The 14,522-nt window shown below is 63.8% G+C and carries 11 protein-coding genes, 1 pseudogene and 1 riboswitch; of the genes and pseudogenes, 9 read left to right on the forward strand and 3 right to left on the reverse strand.

The window, feature by feature from the left end; all coding sequences use genetic code 11:
• The first annotated feature begins 42 nt into the window (after positions 1–42).
• Positions 43–2,016: an amino acid transporter gene (locus PJL15_RS19330; protein ID WP_281452757.1), complete on the forward strand. Its 1,974-nt coding sequence runs from the start codon at positions 43–45 to the stop codon at positions 2,014–2,016.
• 70 nt (positions 2,017–2,086) lie between these two features.
• Here the strand turns inward: PJL15_RS19330 and PJL15_RS19335 are convergent, their stop codons facing one another.
• Complete coding sequence (locus tag PJL15_RS19335) at positions 2,087–2,662, reverse strand: helix-turn-helix domain-containing protein (RefSeq protein WP_018777077.1); 576 nt, start codon at positions 2,660–2,662, stop codon at positions 2,087–2,089.
• A gap of 278 nt (positions 2,663–2,940) precedes the next feature.
• Here PJL15_RS19335 and PJL15_RS19340 point away from each other — a divergent pair, with 278 nt between their 5' ends.
• Together PJL15_RS19340 and PJL15_RS19345 are read left to right on the forward strand one after the other, a co-directional pair.
• Positions 2,941–4,476, forward strand: a complete 1,536-nt coding sequence (locus PJL15_RS19340) for a sodium:solute symporter (protein ID WP_281452758.1) — start codon at positions 2,941–2,943, stop codon at positions 4,474–4,476.
• Between the two features lie 211 nt (positions 4,477–4,687).
• Positions 4,688–4,807: riboswitch (SAM riboswitch) on the forward strand.
• Positions 4,808–4,823: 16 nt separating this feature from the next.
• On the forward strand, positions 4,824–5,174 hold the full coding sequence (locus PJL15_RS19345; protein WP_281452759.1) for a hypothetical protein: 351 nt from the start codon (positions 4,824–4,826) through the stop codon (positions 5,172–5,174).
• Here the strand turns inward: PJL15_RS19345 and PJL15_RS19350 are convergent.
• Complete coding sequence (locus PJL15_RS19350) at positions 5,171–5,362, reverse strand: hypothetical protein (protein WP_281452760.1); 192 nt, start codon at positions 5,360–5,362, stop codon at positions 5,171–5,173. The two genes, PJL15_RS19345 and PJL15_RS19350, sit on opposite strands and share 4 nt — an antisense overlap.
• 236 nt (positions 5,363–5,598) lie before the next feature.
• Here PJL15_RS19350 and PJL15_RS19355 point away from each other — a divergent pair, with 236 nt between their 5' ends.
• The 3 genes from PJL15_RS19355 (at position 5,599) to PJL15_RS19365 (ending at position 8,789) form a co-directional block, all read left to right on the forward strand.
• On the forward strand, positions 5,599–6,753 hold the full coding sequence (locus tag PJL15_RS19355; RefSeq protein ID WP_281452767.1) for a VIT1/CCC1 transporter family protein: 1,155 nt from the start codon (positions 5,599–5,601) through the stop codon (positions 6,751–6,753).
• Positions 6,754–6,839: 86 nt separating this feature from the next.
• Positions 6,840–7,733 (forward strand): matrixin family metalloprotease, encoded by an 894-nt coding sequence (locus PJL15_RS19360; protein WP_281452761.1) that lies wholly within the window; start codon positions 6,840–6,842, stop codon positions 7,731–7,733.
• A 120-nt stretch (positions 7,734–7,853) separates the two neighbouring features.
• Positions 7,854–8,789 (forward strand): matrixin family metalloprotease, encoded by a 936-nt coding sequence (locus PJL15_RS19365; RefSeq protein ID WP_281452762.1) that lies wholly within the window; start codon positions 7,854–7,856, stop codon positions 8,787–8,789.
• 17 nt (positions 8,790–8,806) lie between these two features.
• Here PJL15_RS19365 and PJL15_RS19370 read toward each other — a convergent pair whose 3' ends face one another.
• The gene (locus PJL15_RS19370; protein ID WP_281452763.1) at positions 8,807–9,940 is read right to left on the reverse strand and encodes an LOG family protein; all 1,134 of its coding nucleotides are present in this window, start codon (positions 9,938–9,940) and stop codon (positions 8,807–8,809) included.
• Positions 9,941–10,012: 72 nt separating this feature from the next.
• On the opposite strand from PJL15_RS19370, the gene PJL15_RS19375 reads away from it, so the two are divergent.
• The 3 genes and pseudogenes from PJL15_RS19375 to PJL15_RS19385 all read left to right on the forward strand — a co-directional run.
• Positions 10,013–10,813, forward strand: coding sequence for a gamma-glutamyl-gamma-aminobutyrate hydrolase family protein (locus tag PJL15_RS19375; protein WP_281452764.1), 801 nt, complete (start codon positions 10,013–10,015; stop codon positions 10,811–10,813).
• Between the two features lie 120 nt (positions 10,814–10,933).
• Positions 10,934–13,849: a chitobiase/beta-hexosaminidase C-terminal domain-containing protein gene (locus PJL15_RS19380; RefSeq protein WP_281452765.1), complete on the forward strand. Its 2,916-nt coding sequence runs from the start codon at positions 10,934–10,936 to the stop codon at positions 13,847–13,849.
• A gap of 122 nt (positions 13,850–13,971) precedes the next feature.
• Positions 13,972–14,522 (forward strand): annotated as a pseudogene (locus PJL15_RS19385) (HNH endonuclease signature motif containing protein); the annotation flags it as partial.

Here is a 14,522-nt window from a genome sequence, read left to right on the forward strand (position 1 = left end):
GCTCCTTTGCGGAAGCAGTACCGTGCTGCGCGAAAGGACACCGTGACCACCCTGTCGAGGCCTCCGGCCGATCCGGCCAACCGGCCAAAGAATTCCTTCAAGCTCAAACCCTGGCTGCTGGAAGGAATGCCGGACACCTCAGGCAAGCGGCAAGGCCCACACGGCCGTCCCTCGGATTCCCACAAGCCGCAGGCCTGGTGGAAGGTCATGTGCCTCACGGGCCTGGACTACTTCTCCACCCTCGGCTACCAACCAGCCATCGCCGCACTGGCGGCAGGCTTGCTGTCTCCCCTGGCCACCTTGCTTCTTGTCACGGCAACCTTGGCCGGGGCACTCCCGGTATACCGCCGGGTGGCAAGGGAAAGCCCGCGTGGCGAGGGCTCCATCTCCATGCTGGAGCGCCTCCTGCCCCGCTGGGGCGGGAAACTGTTCGTCCTGGCGTTGCTTGGCTTCGCCGCCACAGACTTCATGATCACCATTACATTGTCCGCGGCCGACGCTACCGCCCACCTCATCGAGAACCCGTTCGCGCCGGAGTTCCTTGAAGGCCAGCAGGTGGTTATCACGCTCGCTTTGATCGCGGGCCTCGGCATCGTCTTCTTGCGCGGGTTCAAGGAAGCGATCAACGTCGCAGTGGTCCTGGTAGGCGCCTTCCTCCTGCTCAACCTCGTGGTCATCGCCGTATCGATCGGACACGTGTTTACCGAGACGCGCGTCATTACAGACTGGTGGACCGCACTGACCACTTCCCACGGCGACCCGATCATGATGATCGCCCTGGCGCTGCTGGTGTTCCCCCGATTGGCGCTCGGCCTCTCCGGTTTCGAAACCGGCGTCGCTGTGATGCCGCAAATCAAGGGCCACCCCGCCGACACCGAGGCGAACCCCGCAGGCCGCATCAAAGGTGCGCACAAGCTCCTGACAACCGCCGCCATCATCATGAGCTCATTCCTCATTACTTCCAGCTTCACCACGGTCATGCTGATCCCGGCCGCTGAATTCCAGCCTGGCGGGAAGGCAGACGGCCGCGCACTGGCCTACCTTGCCCACAAGTTCATGGGCGATGGCTTCGGAACCGTCTATGACATCAGCACCATCGCCATCCTCTGGTTCGCCGGCGCCTCCGCCATGGCCGGCCTGTTGAACCTGGTTCCGAGATACCTGCCGCGCTACGGGATGGCACCGGCCTGGGCGCTGGCGCTCCGTCCGCTGGTCCTCGTTTTCACGGTCATCGCCTTCATCGTCACCGTCATCTTCCAGGCCGACGTCAACGCCCAGGGCGGCGCCTATGCCACCGGCGTACTGGTCCTGATCACCTCGGCATCCATCGCCGTCACGCTTTCCGCGCGCCGGAAGAAGCAACGCGGACAAGTCATCGGCTTCGGGATCATCTCACTGGTGTTCGTCTACACCACCGTGGTCAACTCCATCGAGCGCCCGGACGGCCTGAAGATTGCAGCATTGTTCATCCTGGGCATTTTGGTGGTCAGTTTCGCCTCCCGCATGCGGCGTGCCTTCGAGCTCAGGGCAACGCACATCAAAATGGACCGGAAAGCACTGGAGTTCACAGCCAACGCTGCGGAGGGACCTGTCCGGATCATCGCCCACGAACCGAAACGGTTCAGCGCCGACAGGTACAAGGAAAAGCTGGAGCATGCCCAGCAGGCCAACCACCTCCCCCTGGACTGCGACGCTGTGTTCATCGAGATCATCGTCGATGACAGCTCCGACTTCGAGCAGGAACTCCAAGTGGTGGGCAAGGAACGGCATGGGTTCAAAATCCTGGAAGTCCACAGCAACAATGTGCCTAACACCTTGGCCGCGGTACTCCTCCATATCCGCGATGTCACCGGCTTCATGCCGCACATCTACTTCCGATGGACCGAGGGAAACCCGATTTCCAACCTGAGCAGGTTCCTGTTCTTTGGTGAAGGGGAGATCGCGCCAGTGACCCGCGAGGTTCTCCGGGAAGCCGAGCCGGACATCACCCGCCGGCCATGGGTGCACGTGGGTTAGCCACCCCCACCGAGATGGCAGTTAATGCCAATGTTCCGCGCATTGGCATTAACTGCCAAGTCGCGGCGGGCTACCGGCTCGCCGCGGGTACCAGCACCCAGAGCACTTCAACGGTCTCGTCCGTCGGGTTGATCCAGGTGTGGGGTTCACGGCCGGGGAAAGAGAGAGTGTCCCCCTCTTCGAGGTCGTACTCCTCATTGGTCAGGATGAGCTTGATCCGCCCTTTGACCACGTGCAGCACATCGACGTCGCAGTCCACCGCGTAAAGCTCGTTTTCGCCGCGCCCGCGGGGCTCGATGGTTGCCTGGAGTATCTGAAGGCGCCGCTCCGAACGGGCAGTAAGCAAGCGCTCCACAATGCCCTGGCCACCCAGGGAAATCCGGGGCCCGTCGTCGCGCCTTGTCAGATGGGTTTCCGGAGCCGCGAACAAATCACCCACGGAGACGGAAAGTACCTGGCACAACGTCACCAGGGAAGCCACCGACGGCGATGTCAGGTCGCGCTCCACGCGGCTCAGGAAGCCTTTTGTCAAACCGGTCGCGTCAGCCACTTGCTCGATGGTGAGGCGCTGCGCCTGCCGGGCTGCGCGGATTCTGGAACCGATTGCAACGGGAACATTGCTCGGTTCAACGGGTAGAGCCTTCATTCACGAACCTTTCAGGCCTGTCATGTGGCCCTGTCATTGGAGCAATAGTAGCCGGGAGCCACGCCAACAGGGCCACTGTCGACGTAACCAAGTCAAAAGGATCTTGACTGTTACTCCGATCACAACATATCCTCATAGGCAACAAGTGTTGTCTGTGAGGCACACAACACATCCCCAATCTCCAATCCAATCTCCAATCATCCGCACAGAGACTTCGACGCATCGCAGGAGTATCGTCGAAAACCCCAACCTCCGTGCATCAGCTCCAAGGACCGTTCATGGAATCTTCGGCTATTAATATCGCAATCGTGGTGGTGTACCTGCTCGCCATGCTGGCATTCGGCTGGTGGGGCAAGTCCCGCACCAAGAACAACAGCGACTTCCTGGTGGCCGGCCGCCGCCTGGGACCCTTCCTTTACACCGGCACCATGGCCGCGGTTGTCCTCGGTGGCGCGTCCACCGTGGGCGGCGTGGGCCTTGGCTACAAGTTCGGCATCTCGGGCATGTGGCTTGTGGTCGCGATCGGCTCAGGCGTGCTGCTGCTCAGCCTCCTGTTCGCCGGCACCATCCAGCGCCTGAAGATCTACACGGTCTCCCAAATGCTGAGCCTTCGCTACGGCAGCAAGGCCACGCAGACCTCCGGCATCGTCATGCTCGCCTACACCCTGATGCTGTGTGCGACGTCCACCGGCGCCTACGCCACCATCTTCGTGGTGCTCTTCGATTGGGAGCGCTGGATGGCCATCGCCGTCGGCGGTGCCATCGTGCTTGTCTACTCCACCATCGGCGGCATGTGGTCCATCACCCTGGCTGATCAGGTGCAGTTCATCATCAAGACCGTGGGCATCTTCTTCCTCATGCTCCCGTTTGCGCTGAACGCAGCCGGCGGCATGGACGGCATCCGTTCGCGGCTTGAGGACAGCTTCTTCCAGATCGATGGCATCGGCACGCAGACCATCATCACGTACTTCGTGGTCTACACCCTTGGCCTGCTGATCGGTCAGGACATCTGGCAGCGCGTCTTCACCGCCAAGACCCCCACCGTTGCCCGTTGGGGAGGCGCCACCGCCGGCGTCTACTGCATCCTCTACGGCATCGCCGGCGCGCTGATCGGCCTTGCTGCCCGCGTCGCCCTCCCGGACATCGACGTCGCCAACCTCGGCAAGGATGTTGTGTACGCAGAAGTTGCAACCCACATCCTCCCTGTCGGCATCGGCGGCCTGGTCATGGCCGCTGCTGTGGCAGCAATGATGTCCACCGCTTCGGGCGCCCTGATCGCCGCCGCTACGGTGGCACGCGCCGACGTCGTCCCGTTCGTGGCCAGCTGGTTCGGCAAGACCATCAACACCGATGACACGGAAAACCCTGAGCACGACGTCAAGGCAAACCGCTACTGGGTTCTGGGCCTGGGCATCGTTGCCGTGCTGATTTCGATGGCTGCACAGGACGTGGTTGTGGCCCTGACCATCGCTTACGACATCCTGGTGGGCGGCCTCCTGGTGGCCATCCTCGGCGGCTTGGTCTGGAAGCGCGGCACAGGCATCGCCGCCGCGTGGTCCATGGCAGTTGGCTCCGTGCTGACGCTCGCCTTGCTCATCATGTACGCGGTTGGCGTCATCCCGAGCGAAGACGGCGTTTACGCCAATGAGCCCATCTACTGGGGCCTCGGCGCCTCCTTGGTGGTCTACATTGTAGTGTCCCTGCTGACCCCGCCCACGGACGCAGCAGTCCGCGAAGCCTGGGACAAGCGCGTCGCCGGCGCAATTTCGGAGGAACTGCCGCCGGAAGTCCACCCGGTTGCCAGCAACAAGTAACTGAGCAGTACCCGAGCAACACCTACCAACCGAGCAGTACCGAACAAACAGAGCAATATTCGACGGCGGTGCCGCCCCTTAGCGGGGCAGCGCCGCCGTTGCGCTATCCCGGCACGCGCAATGCCAGGCCCACTCTGCGCCCCAAAACCACTCCAACCAACGCATACCAGGCCCCACATCGCGAGGGGATCCTGGGGTAAGGTGGTCCCAGCTTCAAGAGATGTGGCGCCAAGCTCCGACTGGCCATGCACCAACCCCATGTTCACGGGTGGTTCGGATGAGGAAGCGGCCCGTCCCGGACCTGAGACAACCGAGCGGGCAAGAGCACTCTCCACAGGAGCAGCCCCTTGCCGTATCAGAGCGAGTCGATCCACAGCGATGCCAGCCAGGCCCGCAGCAACCAAAACCACAGCACCCAGGCCCACAGCACCCCGGCCGAAGCCGGCGCCGGGACCGTCACGGTGATCCCCGCCGTCGACCTTTACCTGGGCACGGTGACCATAGCGGCCCGGAACAAGACCTTTCGTCTGAGGCATCCCGAAGCGCAACTGATCGCCCGTGCGCTGGCACAGGCCGTACGCCCCTCAACGTGGTGCGAGGCGTCGAGGACCCTGACTGTCACCGTTGCCGCGGTGGGCAAGCGGCATGGCCGGCCGCAGCCCTTCACGTTCGGCTCAGGCACGTTCGGCTCAGACTAGAGTTCTTCGTCCTCGCCCCGGAACTCCTCGGTTTCGTCGATCGGCACCACCCGTTCGTCGTCCTCGGGGGCATCCACTTCCTCCACCCAGGGTTCGTCTACTTCCTGGTCCTCGGCGTAGTCGAAGGCCGGGTCCGACTCGATGGTTGTCCGTTCGGGATGGTTGGGGTGTGATTCGGTGGTGTCCATGTTGCTACCTCCGTCTCGTGGGCCCGCTGGAGCCCTGTGACCAAATACGGGGAGACCCCGCGCCTGTTCTTCCATCTGAGCACCGGCCCCGGCGAGGGTCAAGGAGGCCCCGGAATTAAGGTGCACCGAACATTCCGACTAAGGAATACCGGCCAAAAATCCCCGTGAATAAGCGGTAGTGTGGGCAGTGCAATGGGGCCGCAACTACCCCAACAAGCACAGGAGATAAAGTGCAGATGCACCAGGAATCCCACAGTTCGTCGAGCCCCGCTCCGGACCCCACCCCCGAATCCGCAGCACTCCCTGAGGCTGGCACACCGTCGGCCTCGGACATCCGGCGCTGGCGGCAATACCTGGCCGACGAACGGGCCGAAGCCGCTGTCTACCGCGAACTGGCCCAGCGCCGCGACGGGGAGGAACGCCAGATCCTGCTGGCCCTGGCAGAAGCAGAGGGCCGGCACGAGGCACATTGGCTCAAACTCCTCGGAGAGCACGCCGGCATGCCGAAGGCGGCCTCGGCGCGCAGCCAGTTCCTCGGATTCCTGGCCCGCAACTTCGGGTCCGTCTTTGTCCTTGCCCTGGCCCAGCGTGCAGAGGGCCGCTCCCCTTACGGCACCGAGCCCGCGGCAACCCCGGCGATGGTGGCCGATGAACAGATCCATGAGGAGGTCGTCCGGGGCCTGGCAACCCGGGGACGCAACAGGCTCTCAGGCACCTTCCGTGCGGCCGTCTTTGGCGCCAACGACGGCTTGGTCAGCAACCTTTCGCTCGTGATGGGCATGGCCGCCACCGGCGTGTCCAGCTCCGTTGTGCTGATGAGTGGCGTGGCCGGATTGCTGGCGGGCGCACTCTCCATGGGCGCCGGAGAATACGTGTCCGTCCGCTCGCAACGGGAGCTGCTCAACGCCACGCTCCCCACCCAGGCCACCCTTATGGCAGCCCCATCGCTGGACATCGACCACAACGAACTGGTCCTGGTCTACCTGGCACGCGGCATGACCCGGGAAGCCGCCGAACACCGCGCCGCCGAACGCATGGGCTTGTTCAGCTGCGACTGCGATCCCAGCCTTTCCTTGCAGCCCGAAAAACCGGCCACGGATGAGCATGAATCGGTAGGTTCGGCGTGGGGTGCTGCGATGTCGAGCTTCTGCTTCTTCGCATCCGGGGCCATCGTGCCAATCCTCCCCTTTATCTTCGGAATGACGGGTGTGGCGGCCCTCCTGGTGGCCGGTGTGCTGGTGGGTATCGCACTTCTGGCGACCGGCGCCGTCGTGGGCTTGTTGTCCGGGACTTCACCGCTCAGCCGCGGCCTTCGGCAGCTGGCGATCGGGCTGGGCGCAGCGGCTGCCACCTACGGGCTTGGATTGCTGTTCGGCGCAGCGATCGTCTGAGTTTGGAAGGCTCCGCCGCGAGACCGTAATGTTGGTTCGTCCTCCGCGCTGCCCTGCGTGACCAAGGGCAATAGGAATGGAGAACCGTGGACTCGCAGCGGGAAGCAACGCATAGGCCAAAGCACCGCAGCACGGGCACCGGCCGGCGCGTTTTCGGTGGACTGATCATGGCGACGGTCGCCGTAGTGGTGGCCATCCTCGTGGGCGGATTCCTGAACGGCGATCCCCGCATCACGGCATTGTTCCCAGGCGTAAGCGTCCCTGGCGGCCCCCAACTCGGGAAGATCCAACCCACTGCGGCGCGAGTTCCCGACGCGCCACCTCCCGGACTCGAGGAGGCAGACGCTCCGCTGGTCTCGGCCGCAGTGCCAGGCACCACCAGCGATTCGTACAAGTTCCTGGCGACCAACGACGACGGCACTCCCGTGGGCTACTCCCCATGCCGCCCGCTGCACTACGTAGTGAACAACGCCAGCGCGCCCGAAGGTACCGATGCCCTCCTTGCGAAGGCCATCGCCAACATCTCGGCGGCCTCGGGCATCCAGTTCGTCAACGACGGAACAAGCGACGAACAGCCCGCAGACCGTCGTGAGCCCTATCAACCGAGCCGCTACGGCGACCGGTGGGCTCCGCTGCTCATCTCATGGACCACCCCCGAAGTAGCTCCGGCCCTTCAAGGGACGGTCATCGGCACCGGCGGCAGCACCACGTATTCCCTGGACAAAAGACCCATGAGCTACGTCACCGGGAGCCTTGAACTCGACACACCCCAAGTGGCAGAACTCCTCTCCGACCCGGGCGGGGCAGACTATGTCCTTGCCGTCATGCAGCATGAACTGGGCCATGTGATGGGGCTGGACCACGTGGACGATCCGATCCAGCTCATGTACCCGGAAATCGGCGCGCCGGACGGTCTTGCAGCCGGTGACCTGAACGGCCTCCATCTCCTGGCATCGGCCCCCTGCCGCAAGGACATCTAGCAGGTTTCCGGCAGCTGATGATGCTGCCATGGACTCCGGACGACGCTGGACTTATGCTGTCGGATACGGCCGACGGCGGCGCCCCACCGCCCGTCCGCGGCCTCCACGTCAGGGGGTTCCATGGAACCTTATGGGTCGTCCAAGTGGCCGGACCCGGATCCTCCCCGGCCCCATTTCCTTCCGCCCGCCGCTGATCCGCCGGAACCACCTGCTCCGCGGCCGCCCATCAAGCACAGCAGCATCGCCGCCATATTGTTCTTTTTGGGCATCCTGGGCCTTGTCTGCGCCGGCGCTTTTTTCGGCGGAGAACTGCAGCAATTCCTTTACGGATCATCGGAAACCCAAAGCCAGCCGGTCCGGCCCGGGCTGGCTCCGTTCGGCCAACGGGACGATCCCCTGCCCGGCCAGGAAGAGGCCGATGCGCCCCTGGGAGCGCCACCGCCTGTGGTCCATCCCAGCAGCTCGTATAAGTTCCTGGCCGTCAAGGAAGACGGAACACCGTTGGCGTATTCACCCTGCAGGCCCATCCATTACGTAGTGAACTCGGACATCGCGCCGGCTTCCTGGCAGGCCTTGGTGGAGAGGGCCGTCCAGCAAGCCAGCTGGGCCACCGGTTTGAAGTTCATTTACGACGGGCCCAGTTCCGAGATTCCCTCCCCCAACCGATCCGGCTACCAACCGGAAAGGTATGGCGATCGCTGGGCGCCCGTGCTGATCTCCTGGAGCACACCGGAGCAGGTACCGCGCCTGACGGGGCAGACAGTGGGCCTGGGCGGAAGTTCCTCCATTGGCCTGAGCAACGGCTACAAGGCCTACGTCACCGGAACCGTATCCTTGGATGCGCCACAGTTCGCGGACATCGTGGACACGCCGAACGGGGACGAAATCGGGGTGGCAGTCATCATGCACGAATTGGGCCACCTGGTAGGCCTGGACCACGTGGACGATCCCCGGCAGCTCATGTTCGGCCAGGCGTCCTGGGTCCGGCAGTACGCTGCGGGCGACCTCACGGGCCTGGCAAAGCTCGGCGCGGGTCCGTGCAGCAAGGACTTCTGACTTCCTTTGCTTCTTTGTCAGCCAGCCAGGACCGCGAGCGCGTCCTCCACGCTGTCCACCAGGAAGATCCGGTCCGCCATGGGCTTTCCCGCAGCGAGGCTTTGCAGCATGGGCCAGGCAGGGAAGGTCCGTTCCCAGTGCTCCCGACCCACGAGCACCATGGGGGTGATGGTTTCGGGTGCGCCGTAGTAGTTCTCGCAGGCGTCCTGGAAAACTTCCTGCACCGTTCCGGCAGCACCTGGCAGGAACACGATTCCACCGTTGCATAGCTCCAGGAGGATGGCTTCCCGGATGGCGTTGGCGAAGTACTTGGCAATGTGGGTGGCGAACAGGTTTGGCGGTTCATGCCCATAGAACCATGTGGGAATGCCGAGCGTCGGGGTGCCGTCCGGATAACGTTCGACGACGGCCGCCGCCTGACGCGCCCAAGCCGTCACCGAGGGCCTGAACCCCGGGACTGCGGCGAGCATCGCCAGGGCCGCCTTCAGGTCGACCTCGGGCTTTCCGCTGAAATAGGCGCCCATGTTGGCCGCTTCCATGGCGCCGGGGCCCCCTCCGGTGGCGACGGCGAAGCCGGCCCGGGCGAGCAAGCTGCCCAGATGGGCGGCGTCGGCGAATTCCCTGGATCCCCGTTGGGCGGCGTGACCGCCCATGACACCTACGATCCGGCTCCCGGCGAATGCGCCTTGGTCCACTGCCTCGTCCAGGGCGTCGCCTATGGCGTGATCGTGCAGGGCGGCGGCGAGCGTGGCGTCGAGGCTTTGTCGTTGGCCGGGCAGGATGCTCCACTGGTAGACCTGCGCGTCAACGGTGGACTCGTACTCTGTGGAGGCGATGTCCGGGTAGAGCTCCCCGGGCGTATAAAGACTGCCGCGGTACGGGTCAAAGGGAACGCCCAGCAGCTTGGGGAAGATCAGCGCGCCGCGGCTTCGCAAGCTCTCCTCCACGCCGTCGTCGAAGGTGCAGCCCAGGAAGATCGCGCCCTGGGGGTCCATGGCCTTGAGCTGGCGCGAGTAGCCGCGAAGGTCCAGGGACTGGGCGTGCCAGCCGTGCATTGACGCGGCCCCGGCACTGACCAGCCGGTCGAAGTGAACTACGCTTTCGACGTCGAGTGTTCGCGGACTCGGGTTCAGCGCTGCGGAGCGGTTCATTGTTTCAGGTTACTGGCGCAGGGGCGGGCTAAGCGGTTGGGCACGGGCCCCCACCACAGTGCATCATGAAGCATGCACAGTGCAGAAGTTGCCCGTCCACGTATCGGCGTTCCCATCCGTCTGAGCAGTTCGGACAATCCGGATGCCCGGGTGGGCGAGGCCAATGAGCTCTTTACCTTCATTGTCCAGTTGCTGCGCGACGCCGGTGCGGAGACAGTGCTGCTGACTCCTGCTTCGGCGGACAGCGCCGGGCGGCTGGCCACGGAAATGCGAAGGCTCGACGGCGTGCTGCTGCCAGGTGGCGGGGACATCGATCCGAGATTCTACGGACAAGATCCCGGGGACGCACTGTACGACGTCAACCCCGAGCAGGACCATCTGGACGTGGACGTGGCCCGTGCCGCGATCGATGCCGGGCTGCCGCTGCTGGGCATTTGCCGCGGCCACCAGTTGCTGAATGTGCTGTACGGCGGCACCCTGGTCCAGGACATGGCACCGTCTGCGGTGAACCACAACGGCCTGGACCCGCACGATCCCGCGGCCAGTGAGTGGGCGTGGCATGACGTGGTGCTCACTGCTGGCTCCAAGGCGGCGGCTCTGTATGGCGGTTTGGAACCAGCAGTGAGCGCAACCGTGAAGATCGCGTCCGGACACCACCAAGCCGTGGCGAGGGTGGGCGAAGGGCTGGTGGTGACGGCCGTGGCAGAGGACGGCACAGTGGAGGCCTTGGAAGATCCATCCCGCTGGGTGGTCTCTGTCCAGTGGCACCCTGAAGCGGCGCAGGTGCCCGAGGCCGAACGGCTGGCTCCATTCAAGGCGTTCGTGGAAATCTGTCGACCCCCTACCCACGGCGGTTCCCGAGGAGTATCGTAACGCTCACCGCGTCACTGGCAGTCGGAGTGGGGCGGTGGAACCGCATAACTTAATTGTCATGACGTCCTGGGACGTCGTAAGTTTGCCGGCTGGGGGGCCCAACATCTGCTCAAAAGGAGCATGGTTGTGGACCGTCCGAAATACGTTCGTCGTCACCATCAATCCCCCCGTACCCCCTTCAAGCGACTGCTTGGAATTCTTTTGGGCTTTTCCCTGGCCCTCACCTCGTTGGCCCTCGGCCCCCTCTCACCCGCCTCGGCAGTTGTTCCGCCCTGCCCCGGGACCGGCGGCGCCATGCAAATCGTGGCACACACCGACGATGACTTGATCTTCCTGAGCCCGGATTTCATGCGGGACATACAGGCCGGTCGATGCGTGCAAACCGTCTTTACAACCGCCGGCGAGGCAGGCGAAGGCGCCACGTATTGGAAGAGCCTGGAATCGGGAATCCAAGCGAGCTACGCAAAAATGGCCGGTGTGGCCAATAGCTGGACGACGTCCGATGCCGGTGTACCGGGCCGCCCGTTGACCATGCGCACGCTTAATGGTGCCCCGAATGTCTCCGTGGTGTTCATGCGTCTGCCGGACGGTTTTCCCAACGGCAAAGGCAGCGCCGCGTACAACAACCAAAGCATCCTCAAACTTTGGGACGGACGGCTTTCTTCGATCCGCCCCGTGGACAATGCGGCCACGTTCACCAAGCCACAGTTTCAAACTGCCTTGAACCGCCTGGTCGCCGATTTCCAGCCCACCACGTTCCGCACCCAGGACTGGACCGGAAATTTCAACGATCCCTACGACCACAGCGATCACTGGGCGACCGCAAAGTTCGCCCAGCTTGCCACCCGAAGCTACACCGCGCCGCATACATCCTCGGCCTATGACGCCTACGTCATCGATGAATATCCGCAGAACGTGACCGGCGCTGAACTAACAGCCAAAGTGGATACGTTTGTACGGTTCTCCGACTTCGACAAGTACATCTGCAGCAGCCCCGGTGAGGGCTGCCCGGACTCCCCCTACGACGAATGGCTTAAACGGCAGTACATCACCGCCATCGAGTGGACGGGAAACGCCGCGAAATCAGCCGGTACCACTGTCACTGCTTCGTCCCAGAAGGCCGCTGCCCAGAGCCCGGAGAAAGCACGGGACGGCTACGCATGGGGCTCTCCCATGGACGCAACGCGTGAGTGGGTTACCAATGGGGGCAAGGCAGGAAGCTGGATCCAGTACAACTTCTCCGCCGCGAACACCATCAATGCAGTGACGCTCTTCGACCGTCCGGTGACCTCCGAACAGGTCACCGGCGGCAACCTGCAGTTCTCCGATGGAAGCACGTTCCCCGTGCCGGCACTTCCCAACAACGGATCCGGGCTGACCGTGAATTTCCCCGCCAGGACCGCGAGTTCGGTTCGTTTCAACATCACCTCGGTGAGCGGCACCACCACCAACGTGGGACTGGCCGAATTCGAGGTCAGCATCACAGCGGACACCGTGGCTCCCGTAGTCACGGCAACACCACCGGGCGGTACGTATGACAACGGCCAGAAGGTCACGCTGGCCAGCAACGAGCCTGCGACCATCTACTACACGCTGGACGGAACTACGCCCACCACAGCGAGCAGCAAGTACGCCACGCCATTCACCCTGGGTGGTCCACTCACGTTGAAGTACTTCGCCGTGGACACCGCAAACAACGCGTCGGCAGTGGTAACCCAGACCTACTCCACCGGTCCGGACGTCACCAAACCCATTGTGACGGCCGATCCGCCCAGCGGCGCGTTGGCTCCGGGGACCAGCATCACCCTCACGTCCAACGAGCCGGGGTCCGTGATCAAGTACACCAACGACGGCACCGACCCGTTGTCAGCAGGCTTGGTGTACTCCACGCCGATTGTGTTCACGGGTCCTGATCCGATGACCCTCAAGTTCTTCGCGACGGACGCTGCCGGAAACGTCTCCGACGTCGTCACCCAGAGCTATAACGTCCCGCCTGATACGCGGGCACCTGTGGTCACAGCGAATCCAAGCAGCCGCGCATTGGCCAGCGGGGCAACCATCACGCTGTCCGCCGATGAACCAGGCGCAAGCATCTACTACACCACTGACGGCAGCACCCCAACGGCTACCGTGTCTGCCACCAACATCAAATATTCGACACCGATTGTCATGGGGACATCGCAGCTGAATCTGAAATACATCGGTGTGGACGCTGCGGGGAACACCTCGCCCGTTGGAACCCAGACGTACACCGTTCCCGCAGCCGGGCCGCCGTCGTCGCACGATTTCAACGGTGACGGAAAAGCGGACGTCTTGTCCTCCGATACCGCGGGCAACCTGTACCTCTACCCTGGTGATGGCGCAGGCGGACTCGGACCGCGGCAGACAGCCCTCGCGGCACCGGCATGGTCCACGGTCACCGACATGATCACCCCCGGCGACTTCAACCGGGACGGCAAACCGGACCTGCTGGCTCGGGCTGGAGACGTCCTGTGGTTCTACCCGGGTGACGGAGCCGGTAGTTTCAGCCCCCGGGTCCAGGTGAGTACCGGCTGGAGCACCTTGAGCCAATTGTTCTCCCCGGGCGACTTCAGCGGCGATGGTATCCCTGACGTCATCGCCAGGCGCAGCGGCGGCGATCTGCGGCTGTATGAAGGCACCGGCAGCGGCGGGCTCCGGACACCCACCACCATTGGAACGGGCTGGAATGTTATGAATGCAATTCTCAGCACGGGGGACTTTAATGGAGATGGTACGACGGATGTGCTGGCTAGGCGCGCGGATACAGGCGCCCTCTGGCTCTACCCCGGCGACGGAAGCCGCGGATGGCTTCAGTGGAAGCAAATCTCCGCGGGTTGGGACAACCGAACATCGATCGCAGGGCCCCGGGACCTCGACGGCGATGGCAAGAACGATGTCATCGGCCGGATCGGAGATACCCTTTGGCTCTACCCAGGCAGCGGCAGCGGGACCTTGAGTAACGTCCCACCCACCAGCCTCGGTACCGGTTGGCAGGCCATGAAATTGATTGGCTAGCCAGCCCCTTGGACCTGGCGCGGGTCGGAGTTTTCCCCCAGACTCTTCGGCTCGCGTCAGCCATGTCCAGGCTTTTCACCGTTGCTGCTAATAATGTCAGACCCGGGTGAAATGCTTTATTCATGGAAGAGATGGTGCGGTCGAGGGCACTATGGGCGGAAACGTCCCCTGCTGTCGCTGCCCTCGCTGCAGTCCGTTCCCGCCGGTGCCCGAGCTCGCCGCACTTCGTCGCTGCGGCGAACAAAGGGACGACGGCGTTCGTCACCACCTTCGACCGCTTCCATAGCGTCGGGCTGCTGAACGGACCGGGCACGTCCACCCGGACTTCGAGGACCACCGCAGCCCCGTCCTCAGATACTCCACCCGACCAGAAGGGGCTTCCCGACGCCGGAGGCGTGGCAGGGCTTCCCGACGCCAGCGGCGAGGCAGCCGCGGGTTTGGCGGAGGCTCTTGCTGACGGTGCTGAGGCCGTTGCGTTCCTGCGCTCATTCGCCGCCGCTGATGCCCGGTTGTTTGGGTTCGGGGAGGCTGCGGATTTCGCGGGCAGGGTCGAGGATCTGTCGCGGCAGTTGGAGTATGTGCAGGTGGTCGCGGCGCAGGCAGTGGAGCGGACCCGGCGCGAGGCGGTTCAGGCCGAAGCTCGGGCGGGCGGGTCTGCGCGGCGGGCCGGTTC

The organism is Paenarthrobacter nitroguajacolicus, assembly GCF_029952445.1.
In the GTDB taxonomy this organism is placed as follows: domain Bacteria; phylum Actinomycetota; class Actinomycetes; order Actinomycetales; family Micrococcaceae; genus Arthrobacter; species Arthrobacter nitroguajacolicus_B.

What these genes read in the sequence shown, in the direction of transcription:
- PJL15_RS19355 (WP_281452767.1), top strand. Translation starts at nt 5,599, where the DNA reads ATGCACCAGGAATCCCACAGTTCGTCGAGCCCCGCTCCGGACCCCACC.
- PJL15_RS19335 (WP_018777077.1), bottom strand. Translation starts at nt 2,662, where the DNA reads ATGAAGGCTCTACCCGTTGAACCGAGCAATGTTCCCGTTGCAATCGGT.
- PJL15_RS19350 (WP_281452760.1), bottom strand. Translation starts at nt 5,362, where the DNA reads ATGGACACCACCGAATCACACCCCAACCATCCCGAACGGACAACCATC.
- PJL15_RS19380 (WP_281452765.1), top strand. Translation starts at nt 10,934, where the DNA reads ATGGTTGTGGACCGTCCGAAATACGTTCGTCGTCACCATCAATCCCCC.
- PJL15_RS19340 (WP_281452758.1), top strand. Translation starts at nt 2,941, where the DNA reads ATGGAATCTTCGGCTATTAATATCGCAATCGTGGTGGTGTACCTGCTC.
- PJL15_RS19375 (WP_281452764.1), top strand. Translation starts at nt 10,013, where the DNA reads ATGCACAGTGCAGAAGTTGCCCGTCCACGTATCGGCGTTCCCATCCGT.
- PJL15_RS19370 (WP_281452763.1), bottom strand. Translation starts at nt 9,940, where the DNA reads ATGAACCGCTCCGCAGCGCTGAACCCGAGTCCGCGAACACTCGACGTC.
- PJL15_RS19365 (WP_281452762.1), top strand. Translation starts at nt 7,854, where the DNA reads ATGGAACCTTATGGGTCGTCCAAGTGGCCGGACCCGGATCCTCCCCGG.